This is a genomic window from Pedococcus sp. P2_E2, assembly GCF_056403955.1.
The window spans coordinates 128,630-151,181 of the sequence record NZ_JBFUEM010000010.1 but is presented as its reverse complement, the minus strand read 5'-3'; the positions used below and the strand labels follow the sequence as shown (position 1 = coordinate 151,181).

General features: G+C 71.1%; 22 protein-coding genes. 12 read left to right on the top strand and 10 right to left on the bottom strand.

What is annotated here, in order from left to right:
- On the bottom strand, positions 1-216 hold a 216-nt coding region (locus tag AC1DWR_RS18895), incomplete at its 3' end, for a hypothetical protein (RefSeq protein ID WP_477624966.1).
- 300 nt (positions 217-516) lie between these two features.
- Here AC1DWR_RS18895 and deoC point away from each other — a divergent pair.
- The 9 genes from deoC (at position 517) to AC1DWR_RS18850 (ending at position 10,266) form a co-directional block, all read left to right on the top strand.
- On the top strand, positions 517-1,566 hold the full coding sequence (deoC, locus tag AC1DWR_RS18890; protein ID WP_477624965.1) for a deoxyribose-phosphate aldolase: 1,050 nt from the start codon (positions 517-519) through the stop codon (positions 1,564-1,566).
- Positions 1,567-1,622: 56 nt separating this feature from the next.
- Complete coding sequence (locus tag AC1DWR_RS18885) at positions 1,623-3,071, top strand: aldehyde dehydrogenase family protein (RefSeq protein WP_477614906.1); 1,449 nt, start codon at positions 1,623-1,625, stop codon at positions 3,069-3,071.
- Positions 3,068-3,988 carry an aldehyde dehydrogenase family protein gene (locus tag AC1DWR_RS18880; protein ID WP_477614905.1) on the top strand — a complete coding sequence of 307 codons (921 nt, stop codon included), beginning with the start codon at positions 3,068-3,070 and terminating at the stop codon, positions 3,986-3,988. The genes AC1DWR_RS18885 and AC1DWR_RS18880 overlap by 4 nt, the downstream gene beginning before the upstream one ends.
- A gap of 24 nt (positions 3,989-4,012) precedes the next feature.
- A complete protein-coding gene (locus tag AC1DWR_RS18875) occupies positions 4,013-4,618 on the top strand; it encodes a uridine kinase family protein (RefSeq protein ID WP_477624964.1) in 606 nt (201 codons plus the stop codon).
- A gap of 210 nt (positions 4,619-4,828) precedes the next feature.
- The gene (locus AC1DWR_RS18870; protein WP_477624963.1) at positions 4,829-5,887 is read left to right on the top strand and encodes a DUF7847 domain-containing protein; all 1,059 of its coding nucleotides are present in this window, start codon (positions 4,829-4,831) and stop codon (positions 5,885-5,887) included.
- Positions 5,884-6,531 carry a DUF4129 domain-containing protein gene (locus AC1DWR_RS18865; protein WP_477624962.1) on the top strand — a complete coding sequence of 216 codons (648 nt, stop codon included), beginning with the start codon at positions 5,884-5,886 and terminating at the stop codon, positions 6,529-6,531. Before AC1DWR_RS18870 ends, AC1DWR_RS18865 begins: the two co-directional genes overlap by 4 nt.
- A gap of 185 nt (positions 6,532-6,716) precedes the next feature.
- Complete coding sequence (locus AC1DWR_RS18860) at positions 6,717-7,901, top strand: DUF4350 domain-containing protein (RefSeq protein ID WP_477624961.1); 1,185 nt, start codon at positions 6,717-6,719, stop codon at positions 7,899-7,901.
- The gene (locus AC1DWR_RS18855) at positions 7,898-8,974 is read left to right on the top strand and encodes an AAA family ATPase (protein ID WP_477624960.1); all 1,077 of its coding nucleotides are present in this window, start codon (positions 7,898-7,900) and stop codon (positions 8,972-8,974) included. The genes AC1DWR_RS18860 and AC1DWR_RS18855 overlap by 4 nt, the downstream gene beginning before the upstream one ends.
- Positions 8,974-10,266 (top strand): DUF58 domain-containing protein, encoded by a 1,293-nt coding sequence (locus tag AC1DWR_RS18850; RefSeq protein WP_477624959.1) that lies wholly within the window; start codon positions 8,974-8,976, stop codon positions 10,264-10,266. Before AC1DWR_RS18855 ends, AC1DWR_RS18850 begins: the two co-directional genes overlap by 1 nt.
- A gap of 34 nt (positions 10,267-10,300) precedes the next feature.
- Here the strand turns inward: AC1DWR_RS18850 and AC1DWR_RS18845 are convergent, their stop codons facing one another.
- Positions 10,301-11,296 carry a stage II sporulation protein M gene (locus AC1DWR_RS18845; RefSeq protein ID WP_477614898.1) on the bottom strand — a complete coding sequence of 332 codons (996 nt, stop codon included), beginning with the start codon at positions 11,294-11,296 and terminating at the stop codon, positions 10,301-10,303.
- 22 nt (positions 11,297-11,318) lie between these two features.
- Here AC1DWR_RS18845 and AC1DWR_RS18840 point away from each other — a divergent pair, with 22 nt between their 5' ends.
- Positions 11,319-12,143: an RDD family protein gene (locus AC1DWR_RS18840; RefSeq protein ID WP_477624958.1), complete on the top strand. Its 825-nt coding sequence runs from the start codon at positions 11,319-11,321 to the stop codon at positions 12,141-12,143.
- Here AC1DWR_RS18840 and AC1DWR_RS18835 read toward each other — a convergent pair.
- Complete coding sequence (locus tag AC1DWR_RS18835; RefSeq protein WP_477615305.1) at positions 12,140-13,246, bottom strand: adenosine deaminase; 1,107 nt, start codon at positions 13,244-13,246, stop codon at positions 12,140-12,142. The two genes, AC1DWR_RS18840 and AC1DWR_RS18835, sit on opposite strands and share 4 nt — an antisense overlap.
- 83 nt (positions 13,247-13,329) lie before the next feature.
- Entirely contained in the window at positions 13,330-13,695 is a 366-nt protein-coding gene (locus AC1DWR_RS18830) for a cupin domain-containing protein (RefSeq protein WP_477614896.1), read from the bottom strand.
- A gap of 108 nt (positions 13,696-13,803) precedes the next feature.
- Here AC1DWR_RS18830 and AC1DWR_RS18825 point away from each other — a divergent pair, with 108 nt between their 5' ends.
- Together AC1DWR_RS18825 and AC1DWR_RS18820 are read left to right on the top strand one after the other, a co-directional pair.
- Complete coding sequence (locus AC1DWR_RS18825) at positions 13,804-14,403, top strand: TetR/AcrR family transcriptional regulator (protein ID WP_477624957.1); 600 nt, start codon at positions 13,804-13,806, stop codon at positions 14,401-14,403.
- Positions 14,404-14,518: 115 nt separating this feature from the next.
- Complete coding sequence (locus AC1DWR_RS18820) at positions 14,519-15,511, top strand: alpha/beta hydrolase (RefSeq protein WP_477624956.1); 993 nt, start codon at positions 14,519-14,521, stop codon at positions 15,509-15,511.
- Here the strand turns inward: AC1DWR_RS18820 and AC1DWR_RS18815 are convergent.
- The 6 genes from AC1DWR_RS18815 to AC1DWR_RS18790 form a co-directional block, all read right to left on the bottom strand.
- Positions 15,492-16,781 carry a thymidine phosphorylase gene (locus AC1DWR_RS18815; protein WP_477624955.1) on the bottom strand — a complete coding sequence of 430 codons (1,290 nt, stop codon included), beginning with the start codon at positions 16,779-16,781 and terminating at the stop codon, positions 15,492-15,494. The genes AC1DWR_RS18820 and AC1DWR_RS18815 overlap by 20 nt on opposite strands.
- A gap of 122 nt (positions 16,782-16,903) precedes the next feature.
- The gene (locus AC1DWR_RS18810; protein ID WP_477614892.1) at positions 16,904-17,806 is read right to left on the bottom strand and encodes a DUF559 domain-containing protein; all 903 of its coding nucleotides are present in this window, start codon (positions 17,804-17,806) and stop codon (positions 16,904-16,906) included.
- A 169-nt stretch (positions 17,807-17,975) separates the two neighbouring features.
- Positions 17,976-18,374: a cytidine deaminase gene (locus tag AC1DWR_RS18805; protein ID WP_477615304.1), complete on the bottom strand. Its 399-nt coding sequence runs from the start codon at positions 18,372-18,374 to the stop codon at positions 17,976-17,978.
- Positions 18,375-18,458: 84 nt separating this feature from the next.
- Positions 18,459-19,724: an ABC transporter permease gene (locus AC1DWR_RS18800; RefSeq protein WP_477614891.1), complete on the bottom strand. Its 1,266-nt coding sequence runs from the start codon at positions 19,722-19,724 to the stop codon at positions 18,459-18,461.
- Positions 19,721-20,839, bottom strand: a complete 1,119-nt coding sequence (locus AC1DWR_RS18795) for an ABC transporter permease (RefSeq protein ID WP_477614890.1) — start codon at positions 20,837-20,839, stop codon at positions 19,721-19,723. The genes AC1DWR_RS18800 and AC1DWR_RS18795 overlap by 4 nt, the downstream gene beginning before the upstream one ends.
- Positions 20,836-22,302 carry an ABC transporter ATP-binding protein gene (locus AC1DWR_RS18790; RefSeq protein ID WP_477614889.1) on the bottom strand — a complete coding sequence of 489 codons (1,467 nt, stop codon included), beginning with the start codon at positions 22,300-22,302 and terminating at the stop codon, positions 20,836-20,838. Before AC1DWR_RS18790 ends, AC1DWR_RS18795 begins: the two co-directional genes overlap by 4 nt.
- Between the last annotated feature and the right edge of the window lie 250 nt (positions 22,303-22,552).

The following is a 22,552-nucleotide window of genomic DNA, read 5'->3' as shown; positions in this document are numbered from 1 at the left end:
GGTCCGGCCCGACCCGGCCTCACCCCGGTCGACCGCCTCGGCCAGCACCTCCACCCGGGCCGCGTCGGCCCGCACCCCCAGCTGGTCGAGCAGCGACGCGAACCCACCCAGCTCGGCCCCGCCCGCCGCCCACAGCTCACCCTCGACCCCGGTCAGGGCACGGCACGCCAGCTCCAGCGCCGCGCGCCGCTCCTCGAACGACATCCCCCCAACCATGAAACCAACCTAACAACCAGGTCTGACACTCCAACGATCACGAAAACCGTTGCAACGCAACCAGATACGGCACCAGATACGGCGCCGTTACGGCACCAGTTGTCCACAGGCCAGACCGGCTCGCCTCCAGCCTCCTGCGTGGACGGCTTGGTCAAGGTCGGCCGCGAAGGTGGGCATCACGGCACCTGGACCGACGCCTCGGGCACCAGCCACACCGCGACCCTCACCCTGGGGTCCGATCCCGCCGACTGAGGACCCTCGCGAACTGACCGAAGGGTGAGACACGGCTAGGATTGCTCGGTGAGCACCCCCACAGCTGCGGCCCCCTCTGTCGACGCCACGACCAGGGCTGCGGCCCCCTCTGTCGACGCCACGACCAGGGCGCGCGATCTCCTCGGCGTCTCCCGGCTCACGAACGCAGCCCTCACGAGCTGGCTGCACGGTCTGCCCGGGGTCGACCAGGTGGGCTGCGAGGCCAGGGCCGCGGGCCTCGGCACCCGGTCCATCAAGACCACCTCCAAGGCCTGGGGCATCGACCTGGCCATCTCCATGATCGACCTGACGACCCTCGAGGGCGCTGACACGCCGGGCAAGGTCCGTGGCCTGTGCGCCAAGGCGATCAACCCCGACCCCGGCTACCCCGACACGCCCCGCCCCGCGGCTGTCTGCGTCTACGGCGACATGGTCAGCACCGCCAAGGATGCCCTCGGCCAGAGCGGCGTCAAGGTGGCTGCGGTTGCCACGGCCTTCCCGAGCGGTCGGGCCCTGATGCCCATCAAGCTGGCCGACACCCGCGACGCCGTGAATGCGGGTGCCGACGAGATCGACATGGTGATCGACCGCGGGGCGTTCCTGTCGGGCGACTACCTCACGGTGTTCCGCGAGATCGCCGAGGTGTCCGAGGCCTGTATCCGCAAGGACGGGTCCCGCGCCCGGCTCAAGGTCATCATGGAAACCGGTGAGCTGGTCACCTACGACAACGTCCGGCGGGCGTCGTGGCTGTCGATGCTGGCCGGCGGCGACTTCATCAAGACCTCCACCGGCAAGGTCTCCCCCGCCGCGACCCTGCCGGTCACGCTGATCATGCTCGAGGCAGTCCGCGACTGGCGCGACCTCACCGGCGAGATGGTCGGCGTCAAGCCGGCCGGCGGCATCCGCACGAGCAAGGACGCCCTCAAGTTCCTCGTGACCGTGAGCGAGATCGCCGGCGAGGACTGGCTCGACCCGCACTGGTTCCGGTTCGGGGCCTCGAGCCTGCTCAACGACCTCATCCTGCAACGCCAGCGGATGGCGATCGGCGCCTACTCCGGCGCCGACTACGTCACCGACGACTCGCCAAGCCTGTACTGACCTGCGAGCCACCCAGCAGCCCCCTGCACCCCACAGATCCTGAGGAACCTCAAGCCATGGCCAAGTTCGAGTACGCACCGGCGCCGGAGTCCCGCGCGGTCGTCGACATCAAGCCCTCCTACGGGCTGTTCATCAACGGCGAGTTCACCGACTCCCAGGGCGGCTCGGCGTTCAAGTCCATCAACCCCTCCACGGAGGAGGTCCTGGCGGAGATCACGTCGGCGAGCGACGCCGACGTCGACCGCGCAGTCGCCGCAGCCCGTCGTGCCTACAACGGCGCCTGGGGCCGGATGTCCGGGGCCGACCGCGGCAAGTACCTCTTCCGCATCGCCCGCATCCTGCAGGAGCGTGCGCGCGAGTTCGCCGTGCTTGAGAGCATCGACAACGGCAAGCCGATCAAGGAGAGCCGCGACGTCGACGTGCCCCTGGCCGCGGCGCACTTCTTCTACCACGCAGGCTGGGCCGACAAGCTCGACTACGCGGGCCTGGGCACCAACCCCCGCCCCCATGGCGTCGTGGGCCAGGTCATCCCGTGGAACTTCCCGATCCTCATGCTCGCGTGGAAGATCGCGCCGGCGCTGGCCACCGGCAACACCGTGGTCATCAAGCCGGCCGAGACCACCCCGCTGACGGCGCTGCTGTTCGCCGAGGTGGTCCAGCAGGCCGACCTGCCGCCGGGCGTGGTCAACATCATCACCGGCGCCGGCGCGACCGGTCAGGCCATCGTCGACCACCCCGACATCGACAAGCTGGCGTTCACGGGTTCGACGGGGGTCGGCAAGATGATCGCCCGTTCGATCGCCGGTACCCGCAAGAAGGCCACCCTCGAGCTCGGCGGCAAGGCTGCCAACATCGTCTTCGACGACGCCCCGCTCGACCAGGCCGTCGAGGGCATCGTCAACGGCATCTTCTTCAACCAGGGTCACGTCTGCTGCGCCGGGTCACGCCTGCTCGTGCAGGAGAGCATCGCGGATGACGTCGAGAAGCGGCTCAAGCGCCGCCTCGAGACCCTGCGCGTGGGTGACCCGCTCGACAAGAACACCGACGTCGGCGCGATCAACTCCAAGGCGCAGCTCCAGCGGATCGTCGAGCTGACGGCAGCCGGCGAGGCCGAGGGTGCCGAGCGCTGGGACAACGGCTGCGAGCTGCCCAGCAAGGGCTTCTGGTTCCGGCCGACGGTCTTCACCGGCGTCAGCCAGGGCCACCGCATCGCCCAGGAGGAGATCTTCGGACCCGTCCTGTCGGTGCTGACCTTCCGCACACCGCAGGAAGCCGTCGCCAAGGCCAACAACACCCCCTACGGCCTGTCCGCGGGCATCTGGACCGAGAAGGGCTCGCGCATCCTCTGGATGGCCGACCAGCTCCGCGCCGGCGTCGTCTGGGCCAACACGTTCAACAAGTTCGACCCGACCAGCCCGTTCGGTGGCTACAAGGAGTCGGGCTACGGCCGGGAGGGTGGCCGCCACGGCCTCGCCGCCTACGTCACGACGGGAGACAGCAAGTGAGCCCCACCGCCACGCGGTCGACAGGCACCGACGCTCGCGTCGACGTCAGGAAGACCTACAAGCTCTACATCGGCGGCAAGTTCCCGCGCTCCGAGTCGGGCCGCTCCTACGAGGTCGTCGACGGCCGCGGCAAGTTCCTCGCGAACGCCGCCCAGGGCTCCCGCAAGGACGCCCGGGACGCGGTCGTCGCCGCTCGTGGCGCCTTCGGCGGCTGGGCCGGCGCCACGGCATACAACCGTGGTCAGGTGCTCTATCGCGTCGCCGAGGTGATGGAGGGGCGCCGCGACCAGTTCGTGGCCGAGGTGCGCGCCAGCGAGGGCCTCGCCGAGCGTCGTGCGGAGACCGTCGTCTCCCAGGCCATCGACCGCTGGGTCTGGTATGCCGGGTGGACCGACAAGCTCGCCCAGATCCTCGGCGGCCTCAACCCCGTGGCAGGGCCGTACTTCGACATCTCGGCACCCGAGCCGACCGGTGTCGTGGCCGTCCTCGCGCCGCAGCGCAGCTCGCTGCTGGGTCTGGTCTCCGTCCTCGCCCCGGTGATCTGCTCCGGCAACACCGCGGTCGTGCTGACCAGTGAGCTCCGCCCGTTGCCCGCGATCACCCTCTCCGAGGCGCTGGCCACGTCCGACGTCCCCGGCGGGGTCATCAACCTCATCACCGGACGCACGGCCGAGGTCGCGCCCTGGCTCGCCTCGCACCGCGACGTCAACGCCATCGACCTGAGCGGTGCGGCCGACGCCGAGGGAGTCAGCTGGGGCGACCTCGAGCTGGCTGCCGCCGAGAACCTGAAGCGCGTGGTGCGACCTGCCGGCGAGGGCTCCGACGCGGTCGAGCCCGACTGGTCGCGCACGCCCGACCTGTCGCGCATCACGGCATTCCTGGAGACCAAGACCGTCTGGCACCCCAAGGGCCGCTGACCCTTGACCCCACCCGCACCGGACGTGGACACCACCGCCCGGGTGGTGGTCCTTGCCGGTCCCAGCGGCGCCGGGAAGTCACGGCTGGCCGCGCGACTCCAGGGTGCCCACGGCTGGCCGATCGTCCGGCTCGACGACTTCTACCGCGACGAGGACGACCCGGCGATGCCCCGCAGCGAGGAGCTGGGCATCGTCGACTGGGACCACCCCGACTCGTGGGACGGTGCCGCCGCCCTCGACGCCCTCGCCACCCTCGTGACAACCGGTGAGGTCAGGACCCCCGTCTACGACATCGCGCGCAGCCGGGCCGTGGACACGACGACCGTCCGGGCCGCACCGCACGACCTGATCCTCGCGGAGGGCATCTTCGCGGCCGAGATCATCGACGACCTGCGCGACCGGGGCCTGCTCGCCGGCGCCTACTGCGTGCACCACCACCGCGTGGTGACCTTCGTGTGGCGGCTGCTGCGCGACCTGACGGAGCACCGCAAGCCGCCGTGGACGCTGGTCCGCCGTGGCCTGGCCCTCATGCGTGACGAACCCCGGGTCGTCGCGCGCCAGGAGTCCCTCGGCGCGACCTCCGCCCGCGCCAAGGACCTCGAGCCGCTGCTGTCGGCCCTCGCCCGCTGAACGAGCCGGCGAATCTCGCGGCTCGCCGCCCGCATGACACCCCGTTCGGTTAGGGTTCCACCACGTCAGCGAGGGGGATGTGCGCACATGACCGACCCGCAGTGGGTGGCTCCTGGGACCAGTGGGCCAGCAGAACCGGTGGCCACCACGGGCGGGCACGCGGCATGGCCGCCAGTGCCTCCAGGTGCGCCGGCGGGGCAGCCAGCCGGAATGCAGCCCGGGCATCCCGGGCAACCCGGCCGGCCCGCCGGGTACGGCTTCCCGGCGGGGGCTCCGTGGCCCGCGCACCCGGCGATGGAGTTCCGGCCGGGGGTCATCCCGCTGCGGCCGCTCGCCCTCGGCGACCTGTACGGCGCGGTGATCAAGGCGATCCGTGGGAACGTCGCCGCGACCATGGGCCTGGCCTTCGTCACCACGCTCGTCTTCCTCGTGCCGACCACTGCGCTCGGCGCGTGGGTGGCCTCGCAGGAGTCGCTGGACATCGAGTCGAACCAGGACATCTTCCCGGCGGCAGGCACGCTGGGTTCGCTGATCCCGTCGCTGGGGACGTCGGGGTCGACGATCCTGCTGACGGGGTTCGTGGCGTTCGTGATCAGCCAGGCCGTCATGGGCCGCCGCGTGACTGCCGGCCAGACGTGGGAGGGCACGCGCGGCCGACTCCTGCCCCTGGTCGGCGCCACCATCGTGACCGGTCTGGTCATCGTGCTGGCCCTTGCCGCCGTCCTCGTGCTGCCCGTCATCGCCGTCGTCGGCGCCGTCTCCTCCGCCAACGACTCGGGAGTGGTCGGCGCCGTACTCCTTGCCATCCTCGCCGGCCTGGTCGCCATCGTCCTCGTGCTGTTCCTCTCGACCCGACTGGCTTTCGTGGGCGTGGCTGTCGTCCTCGAGAAGGCCAGCGTCGGTGAGGGCATCGCGAGGTCCTGGAGACTGACGTCCGGCAGCCAGTTCTGGCGCGTCCTCGGCATCAGGATCCTCACTGGCATCATCGTCGGGATCGCAGCCCAGATCCTCGCGTTCCCACTCGCGATGGTCGGCGGTCTCGGCATCGTCGCCACGGGAGATCCCGCGCACCTCTACGTCTGGCAGGCGGTCATCTCGGGCGTCTCCGGACTCATCACGGGAGCCCTGACCACGCCCTTCACCGCCGGCGTGGACGCGCTCCTCTACGTCGACCAACGCATCCGCCGCGAGGGCTTCGACGTCCAGCTGATCGCCGCGGCCCAGGACGACGTGACGTGGCAGTGGCCGGGAGCAGCCGCCGGGAGATGACGAGCCTGACCGCCCCCTTCGACGGCCCACCCATCGACCCCAGCTCGCCGGAGGCCCAGCAGTGGCTGCGTGACGAGCTCGCCAACGGCCAGTACGTCACCGAACCCTCCCTCTGGCAGCGGTTCATGGAGTGGCTGAGCACCCTGTTCGCCGGTCGGTCCGGGCCGGGCCTGCTCCCCTCCTGGGGCGTGGTCCTCGTGGTCGTCGTCATCCTGGCCGTCCTGGTCCTGGTGGTCCTGCGGCTGATTCGTCCCGAAGCAGTGACCAGACGACGTGGCGCCACGGCTGCCCCCGTGGACGACGAAGGGCTCAGCGCGGCGGACTACCGCGTTCGGGCTCGAGAGGCGGCGGACCGCGGAGACTGGGACTCCGTCCTGCTGGACGGCTACCGGGCGCTGGCCGCCTCGGCCGTGGAGCGCACCCTGCTGACCGAGCTCCCGGGCCGCACGGCCCACGAGGTGGCGCTGGCCCTGGCCCCGGTCTTCCCCGACCAGGCGGAGGCCCTCGCAAGCGCCGCGTCGTCCTTCGACGACGTCCGTTACGGCCACCGACGGACCACCCGGACCCAGGCCGTCACCACGACCGAGCTCGACGCCGTGCTGCTGCGGGCCAGGCCGCAGCTCGGACGACTGGTCGCCCCGTGACTGCTGGATCGGGCACCGCTGGATCCGGCACCGCTGGTTCGGGCACCGCTGGATCCGGCTCCGCTGGTTCTGGCACCGGCGGATCCGGCATCGCTGGTTCTGGCACCGGCGCTTCGGGCACCGGCCTGCAAACCCGCGGCGGTCGTGCGACGCGGATCCGCCGAAGGGCCGTGGGCGCGCTGGCCGTGACGCTCGGCGTGGGAGCCCTCGTGGTCATGGCACTGGCCACGACGGCCCCGGACCAGCTGCTCGACCCCGACGACACCGGGCCTGCCGGTGGCAAGGCCATCGTGGAGGTGCTGCGCAAGCACGGCGTCGAGGTGGAGGTCGTCCGGTCGATCGGCGCGCTCGCCGACGCCCAGCCGGGCTCGGGCAGCACCGTCGTGATGGCCAACTCCGCGTATGTCGGCCGCGACAGCGCGACCACCATGGGTCACGTGTCCGCAGGGGCCGACCGGCTGGTGCTGCTCGACCCGACGGCGGCCCAGCTCGCCGCCCTCGACCTGCCACTGACCTCGGGGGCCCTCGAGGCCCAGCTGTCGTTGACGGCAGGGTGCACCTCCGCGGTGGCGCGCGCCGACGACACGGCCTTGCTGGTCGACACGCGGTTCATCCCGGTGAAGCGCGGGAGCGGTACGCCGGCCACGCTGTGCTTCGCCCTGCCCGATCCCCGCGGCGGCGATCGGGCAACGGGCGACCGGACAAAGGGCGACCAGGCAAAGGACGACGCGGCAACGGCTGCGGGGTTCGGGTTCGGGGCGGCGATGGCAACGGTGCCCGCCGCCGCCGACCACCCCGAGGTCGTGGCACTGGGCATCTCGGCCGCGTTCACCAACCGCTGGGTCGACGACGAGTCGCACGCCGGCCTTGCCATCCGTGCGCTCGGCCACTCCCCGCGCCTCGTCTGGTACCAGCCGGGCCTCGGCGACCTCGCGAGCTTCACCGGTGAGCCGACGGACGGCGGTTGGCCGGTGTGGCTGGCGCCCGCCTCCGCCGTGCTCGCCACCGCGGTGGTCCTCCTCGCGTTCGTCCGCGGGCGTCGGATGGGTGCGCTCGTCACCGAACCCCTCCCCGTGGTGGTGCGCGCCGTCGAGACCACGGAGAGTCGCGGCCGGATCTATCGCCGCGCCCGCGACCGGCCCAGGGCCGCCGCCATCCTGCGGCAGGGCACCATCGAAAGGCTCGCCCGACGGCTCGCAGTGCCGCCCCATGCGGCGCAGCTGGTCCAGGCGGCTGCCGCAGCAGCGACAGGTATGCCGCCCGCCCAGGTCGCGACGCTGCTCACCGGCCCGCCCCCCACCACCGACGTCGACCTGCACCACCTGGCCAACGCACTGACCGATCTCGAGGAGAGGGTCCGCCGCTCATGAACGACCAGTCCCACCCCACCCAAGCCCTGGCCGACCAGGCCCAGCCCCCAGGGCCGGGTCAGGCCCAGCCCGCCGCACCGGGCCTGGTCCAGCCCGTCCCACCGGACCGCCCAGCGATCGCCGCACCCGATGCCCGGGCAGCCCTCCTGGCCGTCCGCTCAGAGGTCGCCAAGGCCGTCGTCGGACAGGACGCCGCCGTCGCCGGGCTGCTCGTGGCCCTGCTCTCCAGCGGGCACATCCTGCTCGAAGGAGTCCCGGGCGTCGCCAAGACCCTGCTCGTGCGCAGCCTCGCCGCCGCCCTCGACGTCGAGACCAAGCGCGTGCAGTTCACCCCCGACCTGATGCCCGGCGACCTCACCGGATCGCTGGTCTACGACGCGTCGTCCAGCGACTTCACCTTCCGCCAGGGGCCCGTCTTCACCAACCTCCTGCTCGCGGACGAGATCAACCGCACACCCCCCAAGACCCAGTCGGCCTTGCTCGAAGCCATGGAGGAACGCCAGGTCAGCGTGGACGGCCGGGCCCACCCGCTGCCCCAGCCGTTCATGGTCGCCGCGACCCAGAACCCCGTCGAGTACGAAGGCACCTACCCCCTGCCGGAGGCACAGCTCGACAGGTTCCTGCTCAAGGTGACGCTCCCCGTCCCACCCCGGGACGACGAGATCGCGGTCCTGCGCCGTCACGCCTCTGGGTTCGACCCTCGCGACCTTCAGGCGGCCGGGCTGCGGCCGGTCGCGTCGGCAGCGGACCTCGCGGCAGGTGCCGAGGCGGTTCGCAGTGTCGAGATCTCGGACGAGGTCACGGCCTACATCGTGGACATCGCCCGGGCGACCCGGAACTCGCCGTCGCTGGCGCTGGGTGTCAGCCCGCGGGGCGCCACGGCGCTGATGGCGACGTCGCGGGCGTGGGCCTGGATCAACGGGCGCGGCTTCGTCACCCCCGACGACGTCAAGGCCCTCGCCCACGCGACCCTGGCTCACCGGTTGTCCCTGCGCCCGGAGGCCGAGCTCGAGGGCGTCAGCGTCACGGCCGTCCTCGACAGCGCGCTCGGAGCAGTGCCGGTCCCCCGCTGATGAGCCTGACCTACCGCGCCGTCGCGCTGGCCCTGCTCGGGCTGGTGCCGGTTGCCCTGTGGCCGCGGGGCGACACGGTGCGGTGGTGGTGGGTCGCGATGCTGGTCCTCATAGGGGTCGACCTCCTGCTGGCCAGCTCTCCTCGCTCGCTGACCTTCGTCCGGGAGGGGCCGGCCCAGGTGCGTCTCGGCGAGCAGACCTCGACGTCGGTCCTGGTGACCAACGCGGGGAGGCGCCCACTGCGCGGCGCCGTCCGCGACGCCTGGCCGCCTTCCGCGGGGGCCGCAACCACGCGGCATACCGTGGCCATCGCTGCCGGGGAACGCACCCGGGTGACGACGACCCTGACCCCCACCCGCCGCGGAGACCGCACCGCGCACCGGGTGACAGTGCGCTCCACCGGACCGCTGCGCCTCGCGGCGCGGCAACGGTCGTTCGTGGTCCCGGGGCGGCTGCGGACCCTCCATCCGTTCCCGGCCCGCAAGCACCTGCCCAGCCGCTTGGCGGTCCTGCGCCAGCTGGACGGCCGCGCCGCCGTACGCATCCGTGGGCAGGGCACCGAGTTCGACAGCCTGCGCGAGTACGTCGACGGCGACGACGTGCGGAGCATCGACTGGCGCGCCACCGCACGCCGCCAGCACCTAGTGGTGCGCACCTGGCAGCCCGAGCAGCACCGCCGCATCGTCATCGTGGTCGACACGTCGCGAACCTCCGCGGGCCGGGTGGACGACGCTCCCCGCCTGGACGCAGCCATGGACGCCGCTCTCCTGCTCACCGCCCTGGCCGGGCACGCACGCGACCGCGTGCAGGTGATCGCCGGTGACCGCGTCGTGCTGGCCAGGGCCTCCGGCGCCGACCGCGCCACGCTGCTGCACGACACGATCAGCGCGCTCGCGCCCATCGAGTCCCGGCTGGTCGAGGCCGACTGGGGGCTACTCGCCACCGAGATCAGCCGGCTCGGCACGCAACGCGCCCTGGTGGTCCTGCTCACGCCGCTCGAGTCCGCCGCCGTCGAACAGGGGTTGCTGCCCGTGTTGCCGGCCCTCAGCGCCCACCACCGGGTGGTGGTCGCCTCGGTGGCCGATCCCGCGGTCGCCCGGATGCGCTCGACCCGCGACACCGTGGCCGAGGTCTATGAGGCGGCCGCCGCAGAGCGCACGACGTCGCTGCGGCGACGCACTGCGGCCGCGCTCGTCAGGCTCGGAGTGGACGTGCTGGACGAGCCGCCGGAGCAGCTGCCTGTTCGGCTGGCCGACCACTACCTCATGCTCAAGCGACAGGGTCTGCTCTGACCTGGGAACACCCGAGTCCGGCTTCCTCCGACGATCAGGCGGCCACCAGCGGCTGGTCGCCGATGTCACGCGCGTCGATGTCTCCGGTCACTCCGTTGCGGTGGGCGCTGCGTCCGACCACGAAGACGTAGGCGAGGAAGGCCGACTCCGCCAGTACGCCGATGCCGATCCGCGCCCACGTCGGCAGTCCGGACGGCGTCACGAAGCCTTCGATCGCTCCACTCACGAGGAGCACGAAGACCAGCCCCGTGGCGATCGCGACCGACGTGCGCGCCTCGGCCGCCAATGCCTGAAGTCGCGTGCGCGGACCCGGCTCCACCCAGGACCAGAAGAGCCGCAGGCCGACCGCCGCGGCGACGAAGACGGCAGTGAGCTCGAGCAGGCCGTGCGGCAGGATCAGGCCGAAGAACAGACCGGTGCGGTCGTGGGCCATCATCAGGGCAGCCACGACACCCACGCCCTGCACGTTGGTGACGAGCACATAGACGACGGGCAGTCCCAGGACCCCGAAGGCGATGCACTGGGCCGCGACCCAGGCGTTGTTCACCCAGACGAGGGTGGCGAACTCGTGGTGCGGGAACTCGCTGTAGTAGTGCTCGAAATCGGTGCCGACGTAGGCCTGGATCTCGGCCGGGGTGAGCTGGCTGGCGTAGACCTCGGGGTGCCGCAGCGTCCACGCGGCGACGAGGGCGATGACCAGGAGGCTGCCCAGCGCGGTCGTCGCCCACCACCACCGGGTGCGGTACAGCGCGGCGGGAAAGGTCCGGGTGAAGAAGCGCAGGAGGTCGACCCACGTGTTCGTCCGGGTGCCGACCATCGCCACCCGCGCGCGGGTGAGCAGCATGGACAGGTAGGCCACGACCGACGGGTCGGGCGAGGCCGACCGGACGACGGACAGGTCGGTGGAGACGCGCTGGTACAGGTCGAGCAGCTCGTCACCCTCGGCACCGGACAGACGGCGTCGTCCGGCCAGCTCCTCGAGTCGCCCCCAGTACCGGCTGCGTGCGGCGACATACGCATCCAGGTCCACGGCGTCACTCTATGCTTCGGCCATGAGCACGGGGGCCGGTTACCGCAGCTACGCGAGCGACGACATGGTCACCGGCGAAGGGGTGGCCGTCGAGCTGCCCATCGCCGGCGTTCCCTCCCGAGCCGCCTCCGGCATCATCGACCTGTTGGTCGCTGCGGTCCTGCTCGTGGCGGGCTCGATCGCGGCGGGCGCGGTGTTCTCCGGCACGTCCGACGCGGTGGGCCGGACGGTCGTGATCCTGTTGGTCGTGGGGGTCACCGTCGGCATCCCGACCGTGGTGGAGACGGTCACCCGGGGCCGGACCCTGGGCAAGCTGGCGCTGGGGCTGCGGGTGGTGCGCGACGACGGTGGTCCCATCACGGCCCGGCACGCGCTCACCCGGGCCCTCGTCGGGTGGCCCGAGATCTACCTGCTCGCGGGTGCGGGCGCGATGGTGGCCTCCCTGGTGAGCCCGCGCGCGAAGCGCCTCGGCGACATGGCGGCAGGCACCTACGTCGTGTCGCAGCGCGCCACGATGCGGTTGTTGCCCCCTCCGGTCATGCCGCCCCCGCTGGCGCAGTGGGCATCCCAGGCCGACCTGGCTGCGCTGCCCCCGGGACTGGCCATCGCCGTCCGTCAGTTCCTCGGGCGGGCCGCCGGGCTCACTCCGGCCTCACGGGAGGAGCTGGGCCAGAGCCTGTTGCGCTCGGTGCTGCCGCACGTGTCGCCACCGCCCCCACCGGGCATCCACGCCGAGTACGTCCTCGCCGCCGTGATCGCCGACCGTCGTCGCCGTGACGCCGAACGCCTGGCCCGTGAGGACCACCGCCGCGAGCAGCTGCTGCCCGCGGACCCGCTCGACCACTAGCGAGCCGACGTGGCCCGGACCTGCTCCTCGAGTGCGGCGTAGCCGGGCTTGACGACTCCCTCGATGATGGCCAGCCGCTCCTCGAAGGGGATGAACGCGGACTTCATCGCGTTGATGGTGACCCATCGCAGGTCGTCCATCGTCCAGCCTGCGTCCTGCACGAGCAGTCCCATCTCACGCGACATCGAGGTGCCACTCATCAGGCGGTTGTCGGTGTTGACCGTCACCCGGAACCGCAGCCGCTTGAGCAGTGAGATCGGGTGCAGCGCAACGGATTCCGCGGCACCGGTCTGGACGTTGCTGCTGGGGCACATCTCCAGCGGGATGCGGGTGTCCCTGACGTATGCCGCGAGGCGGCCGAGGTGCACGTCGTCCGTGTCAGCGGCGACCGCCGCCGCGACGTCGTCGCCGAAGGCCTTGTCGCCGACGGTGATGTCGTCGACGATCCGGACGCCGTGCCCGAGCCGGTCGGCCCCGCACCACTGGATCGCCTCCCAGATGCTCGGCAGGCCGAACGCCTCGCCCGCGTGGATCGTGAAGTGGGCGTTCTCGCGACGGAGGTACTCGAAGGCGTCGAGGTGCCTGGTGGGAGGGAAGCCCGCCTCGGCGCCTGCGATGTCGAACCCGGCGACACCCTGGTCGCGGTAGCGGACCGCGAGCTCGGCGATCTCGGTGCTCTTGGCCGCGTGGCGCATCGCGGTCAGGAGAGCGGTGACCCGGATGGGCGTGCCGGCCTTCGCAGCCTGCCCCTCGCCTTCGCGGAACCCGGCGTTGACGGCCTCGACGACGTCCTCGAGCGCGAGTCCCTCGGAGAGGTGCTGCTCCGGCGCGTAGCGGCTCTCGGCGTAGACGACGCCGTCGGCGGCCAGGTCGAGGACGCTCTCGCGAGCCACTCGACGCAGCCCCTCGGCGGTCTGCATGACGGCTAGCGTGTGGTCGAAGGTCTCGAGGTAGCGCACCAGGGACCCCGAGTCCGCGCTCTCCCGGAACCACGCGCCGAGGCTGTCGGCGTCGGTGGCCGGCAACCCGGCATACCCGATCTGGTCGGCGATCTCGACGATGGTCTGCGGACGCAGGCCGCCGTCGAGGTGGTCGTGCAGCAGCGCCTTGGGCGCCCGGCTGACCTGGTCGTCAGCGGGGTCCGCGACGGTGTCGGTGCCTCCGGAGGACCCCTTGCGACCGAAGATCACGCGCCTTCCTCCTCGTCCCGGTTGACCGTCTCGGGACTGAACGCCGGCAGGCAGACGGCGACGTACTCGGCACCCTCGGACCCGGTCGAGTAGCGGATCCGCTCGCCGGCGCGGGTGACGACGCTCTGGCCTGCCTCCACGCGCAGCTGGCCACCGTCGTGGTCCACGAGCACGGCACCGGCGATGACGAGGGTGATCTCGTCGAAGGCCGGGGCCTGGAAGGGCTCCGTCCAGTCGGCCGGCGCCTTCATGTGGGCCACCGAAACTGCCTCGCTGCCGGTGTTCACCCGGCCGACGTGTTCGTCGATGATCTTGCCGCCGGGCACGGGAATGGTCGTGGGGGTCGCGATGAGCTCAGGCACAGGGCCACCCTAGCCCTGAGCGTCCGACCCGGCCGGGCGGCCTGGCGCCCGGACGGGATTGCCCGTAGGGCCTTGCGAAGTGCGAACGGTCGTGCTTTTATTGATCGCGTGAGCAAGGGAGACGAGACACGCGACTCGGTGCTTCGTGTGGCGCTGGCCCAGTCGAGCCAGGTCGGGCTGCGGGGCATCACGATCGGCGGTCTCGCCGACGCGATGGACATGTCCAAGAGCGGGCTGTTCGCGCACTTCGGGTCCAAGGAGGGGCTGCAGTCCGCCGTGATGGACTACGCGGCCGAGGCGTTCACCCAGCTCGTCATCCGCCCGGCCCTCAAGGAGTCTCGCGGTGAGCCGCGCCTGCGCACCCTCTTCGACCGCTGGCTCGGGTGGGGCGGGTATGCGGACTACGCACTGCCGGGCGGATGCATCTTCATCTCGGTGGCGAGCGAGTTCGACGACGCACCCGACGGCCCGGTCCGCAGCAAGGTCGTCCAGACCGAGAGGGACCTGCTCGACACCATCGAGACGATCGTCCGCGGCGGCATGACCGAGGGCCAGTTCCGCGAGTCGACCGACCCGGCCGCCTTCGCGTACGACCTGCTCGCCATCGTCCTCGGCTACAACTTCTCGGCACGCCTGCTCCACGACCCGGCGGCCGCCACGCGGGCCCAGGACGCCTTCGACCGGCTTCTCGACCACATCCGCGCCTGATCCCCATCCCACCCAGGAGGTACCACTCATGTCGCTCGAAAAAAGCACGATCGATCGTATCGTCGTTCGTCCGCGTCCCGCCCGTGTGGGTGCCGTCCCGGCCTCCCGGACGACCGTGGCAGCAGGCGCTCCGCCCGCGGGCATCGCCGCTCCGCCCGCGGGCATCGCCGCTCCGGCACAGGGCGTCGCTGCTCCGGCAGAGGGCGCTGCCACCGCGGCGACAGGTCTCCCGGTCTCGCCCGCGCTGAGACGGCTGTTCGCGTTGCTGGAAAGCCGGTCCCCCGTCCTCGGCGGACTGCTCGCCGAGCGGCTGTGGTTCCGGCTGCCGGCCAGCCCGGCGGCAGCGGTACGCGCCACTCGGACCCCCAGCGGCGGGGAGGCCTTCGAGGTGCAGTGGGCCCGCGGCACCATTCGCGGCCGGGTCTACGGCGACTGGGGCAACCCCACGGCATACCTCGTGCACGGCTGGGGCGGCTGGTGGCAGCAGCTCGGCGCCCACGTCGAGCCGCTGGTGGCCCGCGGCCTGTGTGTGGTGGCGTTCGACGCCCCGAGCCACGGCGACTCCGGGCCCGGTGTCCACGGGAGTCGGTCGACGACGTTCGTGGAGATGGCAGAGGCGCTGGCGGCGGTGGTGGACGAGTTCGGCCGGCCCACGGTCGTGGTGGCCCACTCCGCCGGCGGGCTCGCGGCAGTCCACGCCCTCGGACTGGGGGTGCAGCCCGACTCACTCGTGCTCATCGCCCCGCCGGATGGCGTCGAGTCGATGCTGCCGGTCTTCGCGTCGGCCCTCGGGGTCGGTTCCCGGTCCCAGCAGGTGATGGTGCGCCGCGCCGAGCGCCGGGTCGGAACGCCGGTGGCCGAGCTCGACCTCCTCAGGATGGCGGCGGCACACCCGTCGCTGCCGCACCTGCTGGTCGTGCACGATCGTGGCGACCAGGAAGCACCCCTCGCAGGTGGCGTGGCCGTCACCAAGGCGTGGCACGACGCCCGCCTCGTCGTCACCGAGGGACTCGGTCACCGCCGGGTGCTGTGGAACCCCGACGTCGTCGAGCGGGTGACGTCCTTCGCGGCGGAGGCCGCCGCGCGGGTCAGGAGATCTTCTCGATGACCAGCGGCAGCAGGTCCGGTCGCGATCCTTCGGGAGCGATGGTGAACGCGCCCTCGAGCGACTCGAGTGCCCGCTCGAACCGCTCGGGGGTGTCGGTGTGCAGCGTGAGCAGGCGGTCGCCTCCCCGGACGGTGGCGCCCGGCTTGTAGTGCATCACCACGCCGGCGCCGGCCTGCACCGGGTCCTCCTTGCGCGCCCGACCGGCACCGAGTCGCCAGGCCGCCACCCCGATCTTGAGGGCGTCGAGCTCGGTGAGCACGCCGTCCGCCGGGACCAGCACGTCGTGGCTCTCCTTCGCCACGGGCAGGGTCGCGTCGGGGTCGCCACCCTGGGCCCTGATCATCGCCTTCCAGGCATCCATCGCGCGGCCGTCCTTGAGCGCGTCGGCGGGATCGACGTCCTCGCGCCCGGCAGCCGCGAGCATCTCGCGGGCCAGGGCGAGGGTCAGCTCGACGACGTCCTCGGGGCCGCCACCCGCCAGCACCTCCACCGACTCGCGCACCTCGATGGCGTTGCCGGCCGTGAGGCCGAGCGGGACCTGCATGTTGGTCAGCATCGCGACGGTCTTGACCCCGGCATCGGTGCCGAGGTCGACCATGGTGCGCGCGAGCTCGCGGGCGTCCTCGACGTTCTTCATGAACGCACCGCTGCCCACCTTCACGTCGAGCACCAGCGCGCCCGTACCCTCGGCGATCTTCTTGCTCATGATCGAGGAGGCGATGAGCGGGATGGCCTCGACGGTGCCGGTGACGTCGCGCAGGGCATAGAGCTTCTTGTCGGCGGGGGCCAGCCCGTCGCCGGCGGCGCAGATGACCGCACCGACGTCCTCGAGCTGCTGCATCATCTGCTCGTTGCTCATGGCCGCCCGCCAGCCGGGGATCGACTCGAGCTTGTCGAGGGTGCCCCCGGTGTGCCCGAGCCCGCGGCCGGACAGCTGGGGCACGGCCACGCCGCACGCCGCGACGAGAGGTGCCAGCGGCAGGGTGATCTTGTCGCCCACCCCACCGGTCGAGTGCTTGTCGGCCGTCGGACGCGACAGGCCGGAGAAGTCCATCCGCTCGCCACTGTTGATCATCGCGCCGGTCCAGCGGGAGATCTCGCGACGGTTCATCCCGTTGAGCAGGATCGCCATGGCCAGGCTGGACATCTGCTCGTCCGCGACGGCCCCGCGCGTGTAGGCGTCGATCACCCAGTCGATCTGCCCGTCGGACAGCTCGCCCTTGCCCCGCTTGCTGATGATGACGTCGACGGCATCGAAGGCTTCACTCATGGGGCCATCGTGTCAGACCTGTCGTAGCCCCGACCATCCGTGCCCGGGGTGGCACCGTTGCACCCCGGATGCGGCATTTCACGTCGATCCGTGGCTTCCGGGTCGCCGGTTGCCGCGGCAGCTCACCCTCGAAAGTGCAGCCGCCACTCGTCCGAGGTCACCGCTGCTGGTATGCCGCAGCTCACCATGGCGTCGACGACGCGCTTCAGGGTGCGCTCGGGTTCGCGGTAGATCCCCTTGGACAGGACGACCACGATCCGCCAACCGTCCCGGTCGAGGTCCTCGCGCCGCTCCACGTCGCGCTCCCACTGCCGCTGGGACTCGGCGTGCTGGCGTCCGTCGTACTCGATCGCGAGCCGGTACTCGGGATACGAGAGGTCGTACCGCCGGACCCAGCGCCCCGTCGCGTCGAACTCGATGTGGTTGACGACAGGCTCCGGCAACCCGGCCAGGACGAGGAGCAGGCGCAGCCGGGTCTCCATGGGCGAGTCGACCCCGCTCCGCACCAGTGCTGCGGCGCGACCACTCAGCGCTCGGCCACGACCACGCACGGCCCCCGCCGCCTCGACCAGGGACGTCGGGGTAGCGCGTCGCCGGCGGACGAGGGAGTCGCCCAGCACCACGATGTCGACGAGGTCGAGGTGGGCGGCCAGGTCGCTGAAGGTGTCCTCCGCCGTCGTCACCGGCAGGCCGGAGATCTTCGCCCTCGCCGCCGAGGTCAGCCGGCGGGACTCGATTCCGGGCACCCGCATACGCCCGGTCGGCAGGCGGAGGTGGATACGGGAGTCCGAGGGCACCACCCCGCCCAGGAGCTCGGCGGCCGTCGGGCCGGCGACCAACGCACCCGCCGGCGCGAGCCGTAGCGCAGCGCGGGCGCGAAGGCGTGTGTCGACCGGCACGTCGGACGCGACATACACGCTGGTGAACAGCCTCCGGAAACCCGGACCACCCAGGCGCCGGTCGCTGATGCCCGCGGCCACGGCGTCAGCGCGGGTGAAAGGGCTCTGCCGGTCGAGAGAAGTCACGAGACCACGGTGGCGCATCCCGCGACTCGTCCAGCCGCTCATCCACAGGTGCGGATCTGCGCCGCGGAGGCCACAGATCGACCTCGATCCGGCCCAGGCGGGTGGATCTGCGCCCTCGGGTCCACAGATCGACCTGGGGGCGCGGGTGGCCGAGCTGCACGGGCAGGGGTCAGGCGGGGTGGCGGGCTGCGTTCAGCGTGTCGGGGCCGAAGGCTTGGGGCAGCACCTCGCGCATCGGCAGCACCCCTTCGGGGGTCAACAGCAGGCAGTCAGGCCCGCCGTTCTCCCAGAGGAGCTGGCGACAGCGCCCACACGGCATGAGCGGTTCGCCATTGCCACCGACACAGGACACCGCCACGAGCCGCCCGCCACCGGTCGCGTGCAACTCCGAGACCATGCCGCACTCGGCGCACAGCCCCACGCCGTAGGCCGCGTTCTCGACGTTGCACCCGGCCACCAGCCGACCGTCGTCGACGATCCCCGCGACGCCGACCGGGAAGTTCGAGTACGGCGCGTAGGCCCTGCCCATGATCTCGATCGCCTTGGCGCGCAAGGCTTCCCAGTCCACGTCCTCCGGAGCAGGAGGTGCCGTATGCCGCGCAGCCGGCTCCGCGGCATACCCCTGCGGTTGCGTCCCGGCGTCAGGGCACACCTAGTGGCCCTCGCCCTTGCGATAGATCTGCCCGTCGGCGGCGGGCATCCGCAACCGTTGCGACGCGAAGGCCAGCACGAGCAGCGTGGTGACGTAGGGGGTGGTGCCGGTGAGCTCGGCCGGGACGGCGTCCGCGGCGAAGTACCACCAGCCGACGAGGACGCCGACGACGATGGCCAGGGCGCCCTGGACGATGCGCTGGTTGCGCACGATCTGCCACACCCCGACGGCCACGAGGAGCACCGCGAACAGGAGCAGGAACGCGTGAACTGCCGCCCCACCGCGCAGCTGCAAGGCGTCGGTGTAGCCGAACAGCGCCGCACCGGCGAGCAGGCCACCAGGTCGCCAGTTGCCGAAGATCATCGCGGCGAGGCCGATGTAGCCACGACCACCGGTCTGACCGTCGCGGTAGATGCTCGCGGCAACCAGCGCCAGGAAGCCACCGCCCAGGCCGGCGAGCCCGCCGGAGATGACGACGGCGAGGAACTTGTAGCGCATCACGTTGACGCCGAGCGACTCCGCCGCGACAGGCGACTCACCCACTGATCGCAGCCGCAGGCCGAACGCCGAACGCCACAGAACCCACCAGGTCCCGACGAACAGCAGCACCGCGAGGATGGTCAGGATCGACACGTTGGTGCACAGTGCGCGCAGCACTGCGGCGACGTCACTGACGAAGAACCAGTCCTTCTTCTCCACTGTGCCGAGCCCGCTGGACACACCGGGAAGGGTGAAGTCCGGCAGGTGCCCGACCTGCGGCGACTGGGTGGGGCCACCGCCGGGCAGTCCGTTGAAGAAACGGGCGGCAAGGTACTTCGCGACGCCGAGGCCGATGATGTTGATGGCGACACCGGAGACGATGTGGTCGACCCCGAACGTCACGGTGGCGGTCGCGTGGATCAGGCCACCGAGCATGCCCATGGCGATCGCGCCGAGGACGCCGGCCCACGGACCCATGTGGTAGCCGAAGAACCCGGCCCCCCACGTGCCGAGGATCATCATGCCCTCGAGGCCGATGTTGACCACGCCCGCGCGCTCCGACCAGAGGCCACCGAGGCCGGCCAGGCCGATCGGGACGGCCAGGCCGATGGCCGCGGCCAGGGCACCGGACGACGCGATGTCGTCGGCACCGGTGACCACTCGCAGGACCGAGATCACGGCGATCGCACCGATCGCCACGATGGACCACTCGCGGATGCCGAACCGTCGCCGCTTGGGACGGTCCGGCACGGCCTTGGTGCCGACCTCGAGTCCGAGGGCGCTCATGCCGGGGCTCCTTCCGGGGCGGGGGCGGCTTGTCGCTGGGCGGCAAGCTCACGGGCGACGCGGGACTGCTCGATCCGCTTGTCGGCCCGGCGAATCAGCTCGTACGCGATCACGACGGCGAAGAGGATCACGCCCTGGATGATGTTGACCAGCTCCTGGGCGACATCGGCCTGGATCTGCAGGGCGTTGGACTGCACGTCCAGGAACGCCCAGAGGAGCGAGGCGAAGCCGATGCCGACCGCGTTGTTGCGTCCCAGCAGCGCGACGAAAATTCCGGCGAAGCCGAGTCCGGACTGGAACGTCGTGCCGTAGTTGTGGTCCTGCCCGAACAGCAATGGCATGCCGACGAGTCCGGCCAGGGCACCCGAGGCGATCATCGCGGTCGCCACCATCCGCGGCACCTTCACGCCGCTGGCGACCGCCGCGCTCTCGGAGCGACCGGTCGCCCGCAGGTCGAAGCCGAACCGCGTCCTGCTCAGCACGAACCAGTAGAGGAACCCGACCAGCAGGGCCAGGATCAGCAGCGTGTAGACGCGGTTCGTGGCGCCGGGGATGAGCTTGAAGCCCTCGAGCTGCGCCGACTCCGGGATGGTCTTGGTCTCGATGCTGTTCGAGCCCGGCCGGGGGTTGGCGATCTTCACCAGGAGCCAGCTCACCACACCGGTGGCGATGGCGTTGAGCATGATCGTGGAGATCACCTCGGAGACGCCGCGCTTCACCTTGAGGTATGCCGCGATGCTGGCCCACAGCCCACCGGCCACCATCGCGACGGCGATGGACACGATGATGTTGAGCCACCCGGGAAGCCAATCCTGGCCTGCGAAGACGGCGGCCGCGAAGACCGCGACGCGGTACTGGCCGTCGACGCCGATGTTGAACAGGTTCATCCGGAAGCCGACCGCGACCGCGATGGCCGAGAGGTAGAACACGGACGCCGCGTTGATGATGTTGACGCTCTGGCGCGGCTTCGGCACGGCGAGGATGGTCTTCCAGACCTCCCACACCGGGTCGCCGACGGCCACCAGCACCAGCGAGGTGACGACGAACGCGACGACGAGCGCGAGGACCGGCGCCGCCAGGCTCATCAGGATCCGGCGCACGTTGAGGGACTTCACCGCGACTCCTCCTTCTCGCCGGCACCGGTCATCGCCGCACCGAGGTCCTCGGCCGTCACGTGGTCGGGGTCGAAGTCGCCGGACAGCTTGCCCCGCAGGATGACGCGGATGGTGTCGGACAAGCCGATCAGCTCCTCGAGGTCGGCCGAGATGAGGAGCACCGCGAGGCCCTCGCGTCGCGCGTCACGGATGAGGTCCCAGATGCTCGACTGGGCGCCGACGTCGACGCCACGGGTCGGGTGGGCGGCGATCAGGACTTTGGGCTTGTGGCTCATCTCGCGGCCGATGATGAGCTTCTGCTGGTTGCCACCGGAGAGCGAGCCCGCGGTGACGAAGATCGAGGGAGTGCGGACGTCGTAGGCCTTGACGATGCGCTCGGTGTCGGCCTTGGCCGCAGCGGCATCGATGAGCTGACCCTTCACGTTGGGGGCCTCGGTCTGGTGCCCGAGGATGCGGTTCTCCCACAACGGCGCCTCGAGCAGGAGGCCGTGGCGGTGCCGGTCCTCCGGGATGTAGCCGACACCGGCCTCCCTGATCTCACGGGTGTGCCAGTCGGAGATGTCGACGTCGCCGAGGAAGACCTGGCCCGAGGTGGGCTCACGCATACCCATGATGACCTCAACGAGCTCGGCCTGGCCGTTGCCCTCCACCCCGGCGATGCCGAGCACCTCGCCGGCGTGGATGGTCAGCGAGATGCCGTCGAGGAGCGGTCGGCCGGTGCCGTCGCCCAGGACGAGGTCGTCGACCTTGAGCAGCACGCGGTCGGTGACCGTGGACTCCTCGGTCGTCGGGGAGGGCAGCTCCGAGCCGACCATCAGCTCGGCGAGCTGGCGTGCGTTCACGGACTTGGGGTCGACCGTGTCGATGGTGGTGCCGCGCCGGATGACGGTGATCGAGTCGGCGACCTTGAGCACCTCGTCGAGCTTGTGCGAGATGAACAGCACCGTGAGTCCCTCGTCCTTGAGCTCGGCGAGCTGGTCGAACAGCTCGTCGACCTCCTGCGGCACGAGGACGGCGGTGGGCTCGTCGAGGATCAGGGTCTTGGCGCCGCGGAACAGCACCTTGAGGATCTCGATCCGCTGGCGTGCGCCCACTCCTAGGTCGGCGACCAGCGCATCGGGGTCGACGTCCAGCTTGTAGGCGCCCGAGATCCGCGTGATCTCGCGTCGCGCGCCGTCGCCGATCCCGTGCAGCTTCTCCGCACCCAGGACGACGTTCTCGAGGACAGTCAGGTTGTCGGCGAGCATGAAGTGCTGGAAGACCATGCCGATGCCGGCCGCGATGGCGTCGGACGGGGAGTGGAGGTTGACCAGTTGCCCGTCGATCTTGATGGTGCCCTCGTCGGGGCGCTGCACGCCATACAGGATCTTCATCAAGGTGGACTTGCCGGCGCCGTTCTCCCCGACGATCGCATGGACCGTCCCGCGTCGCACCGAGAAGGCGATGTCCTTGTTGGCGACCACACCCGGGAAGCGCTTGGTGATCCCCTCGAGCTCGACGGCTGGGACACCACCCTCGGTCGTGGTCTGCGTCAGCGGTGGGGAGGCAGTGATGGTTCACACTCCGTGGTCCGGGCCCGCGGCGTCGCGGGCGGGTGGCGCGATTCGGCACCTGCGGCAAGGGTCGAGGCGCCGCGTGCTGGGTCGTTCAGGCAAGCACACGGCCCGGGTCAGACGCTACCGCGCCGCCCGGGCCGTGTGTTGCCCACATGCT

Excerpts from the sequence above, each read along its gene's own strand:
- AC1DWR_RS18815 (WP_477624955.1), bottom strand. The coding sequence starts at position 16,781 with ATGAGTGAAGCCTTCGATGCCGTCGACGTCATCATCAGCAAGCGGGGC.
- AC1DWR_RS18855 (WP_477624960.1), top strand. The coding sequence starts at position 7,898 with ATGAACGACCAGTCCCACCCCACCCAAGCCCTGGCCGACCAGGCCCAG.
- AC1DWR_RS18800 (WP_477614891.1), bottom strand. The coding sequence starts at position 19,724 with ATGAGCGCCCTCGGACTCGAGGTCGGCACCAAGGCCGTGCCGGACCGT.
- AC1DWR_RS18850 (WP_477624959.1), top strand. The coding sequence starts at position 8,974 with ATGAGCCTGACCTACCGCGCCGTCGCGCTGGCCCTGCTCGGGCTGGTG.
- AC1DWR_RS18870 (WP_477624963.1), top strand. The coding sequence starts at position 4,829 with ATGCAGCCCGGGCATCCCGGGCAACCCGGCCGGCCCGCCGGGTACGGC.
- AC1DWR_RS18865 (WP_477624962.1), top strand. The coding sequence starts at position 5,884 with ATGACGAGCCTGACCGCCCCCTTCGACGGCCCACCCATCGACCCCAGC.
- AC1DWR_RS18840 (WP_477624958.1), top strand. The coding sequence starts at position 11,319 with ATGAGCACGGGGGCCGGTTACCGCAGCTACGCGAGCGACGACATGGTC.
- AC1DWR_RS18885 (WP_477614906.1), top strand. The coding sequence starts at position 1,623 with ATGGCCAAGTTCGAGTACGCACCGGCGCCGGAGTCCCGCGCGGTCGTC.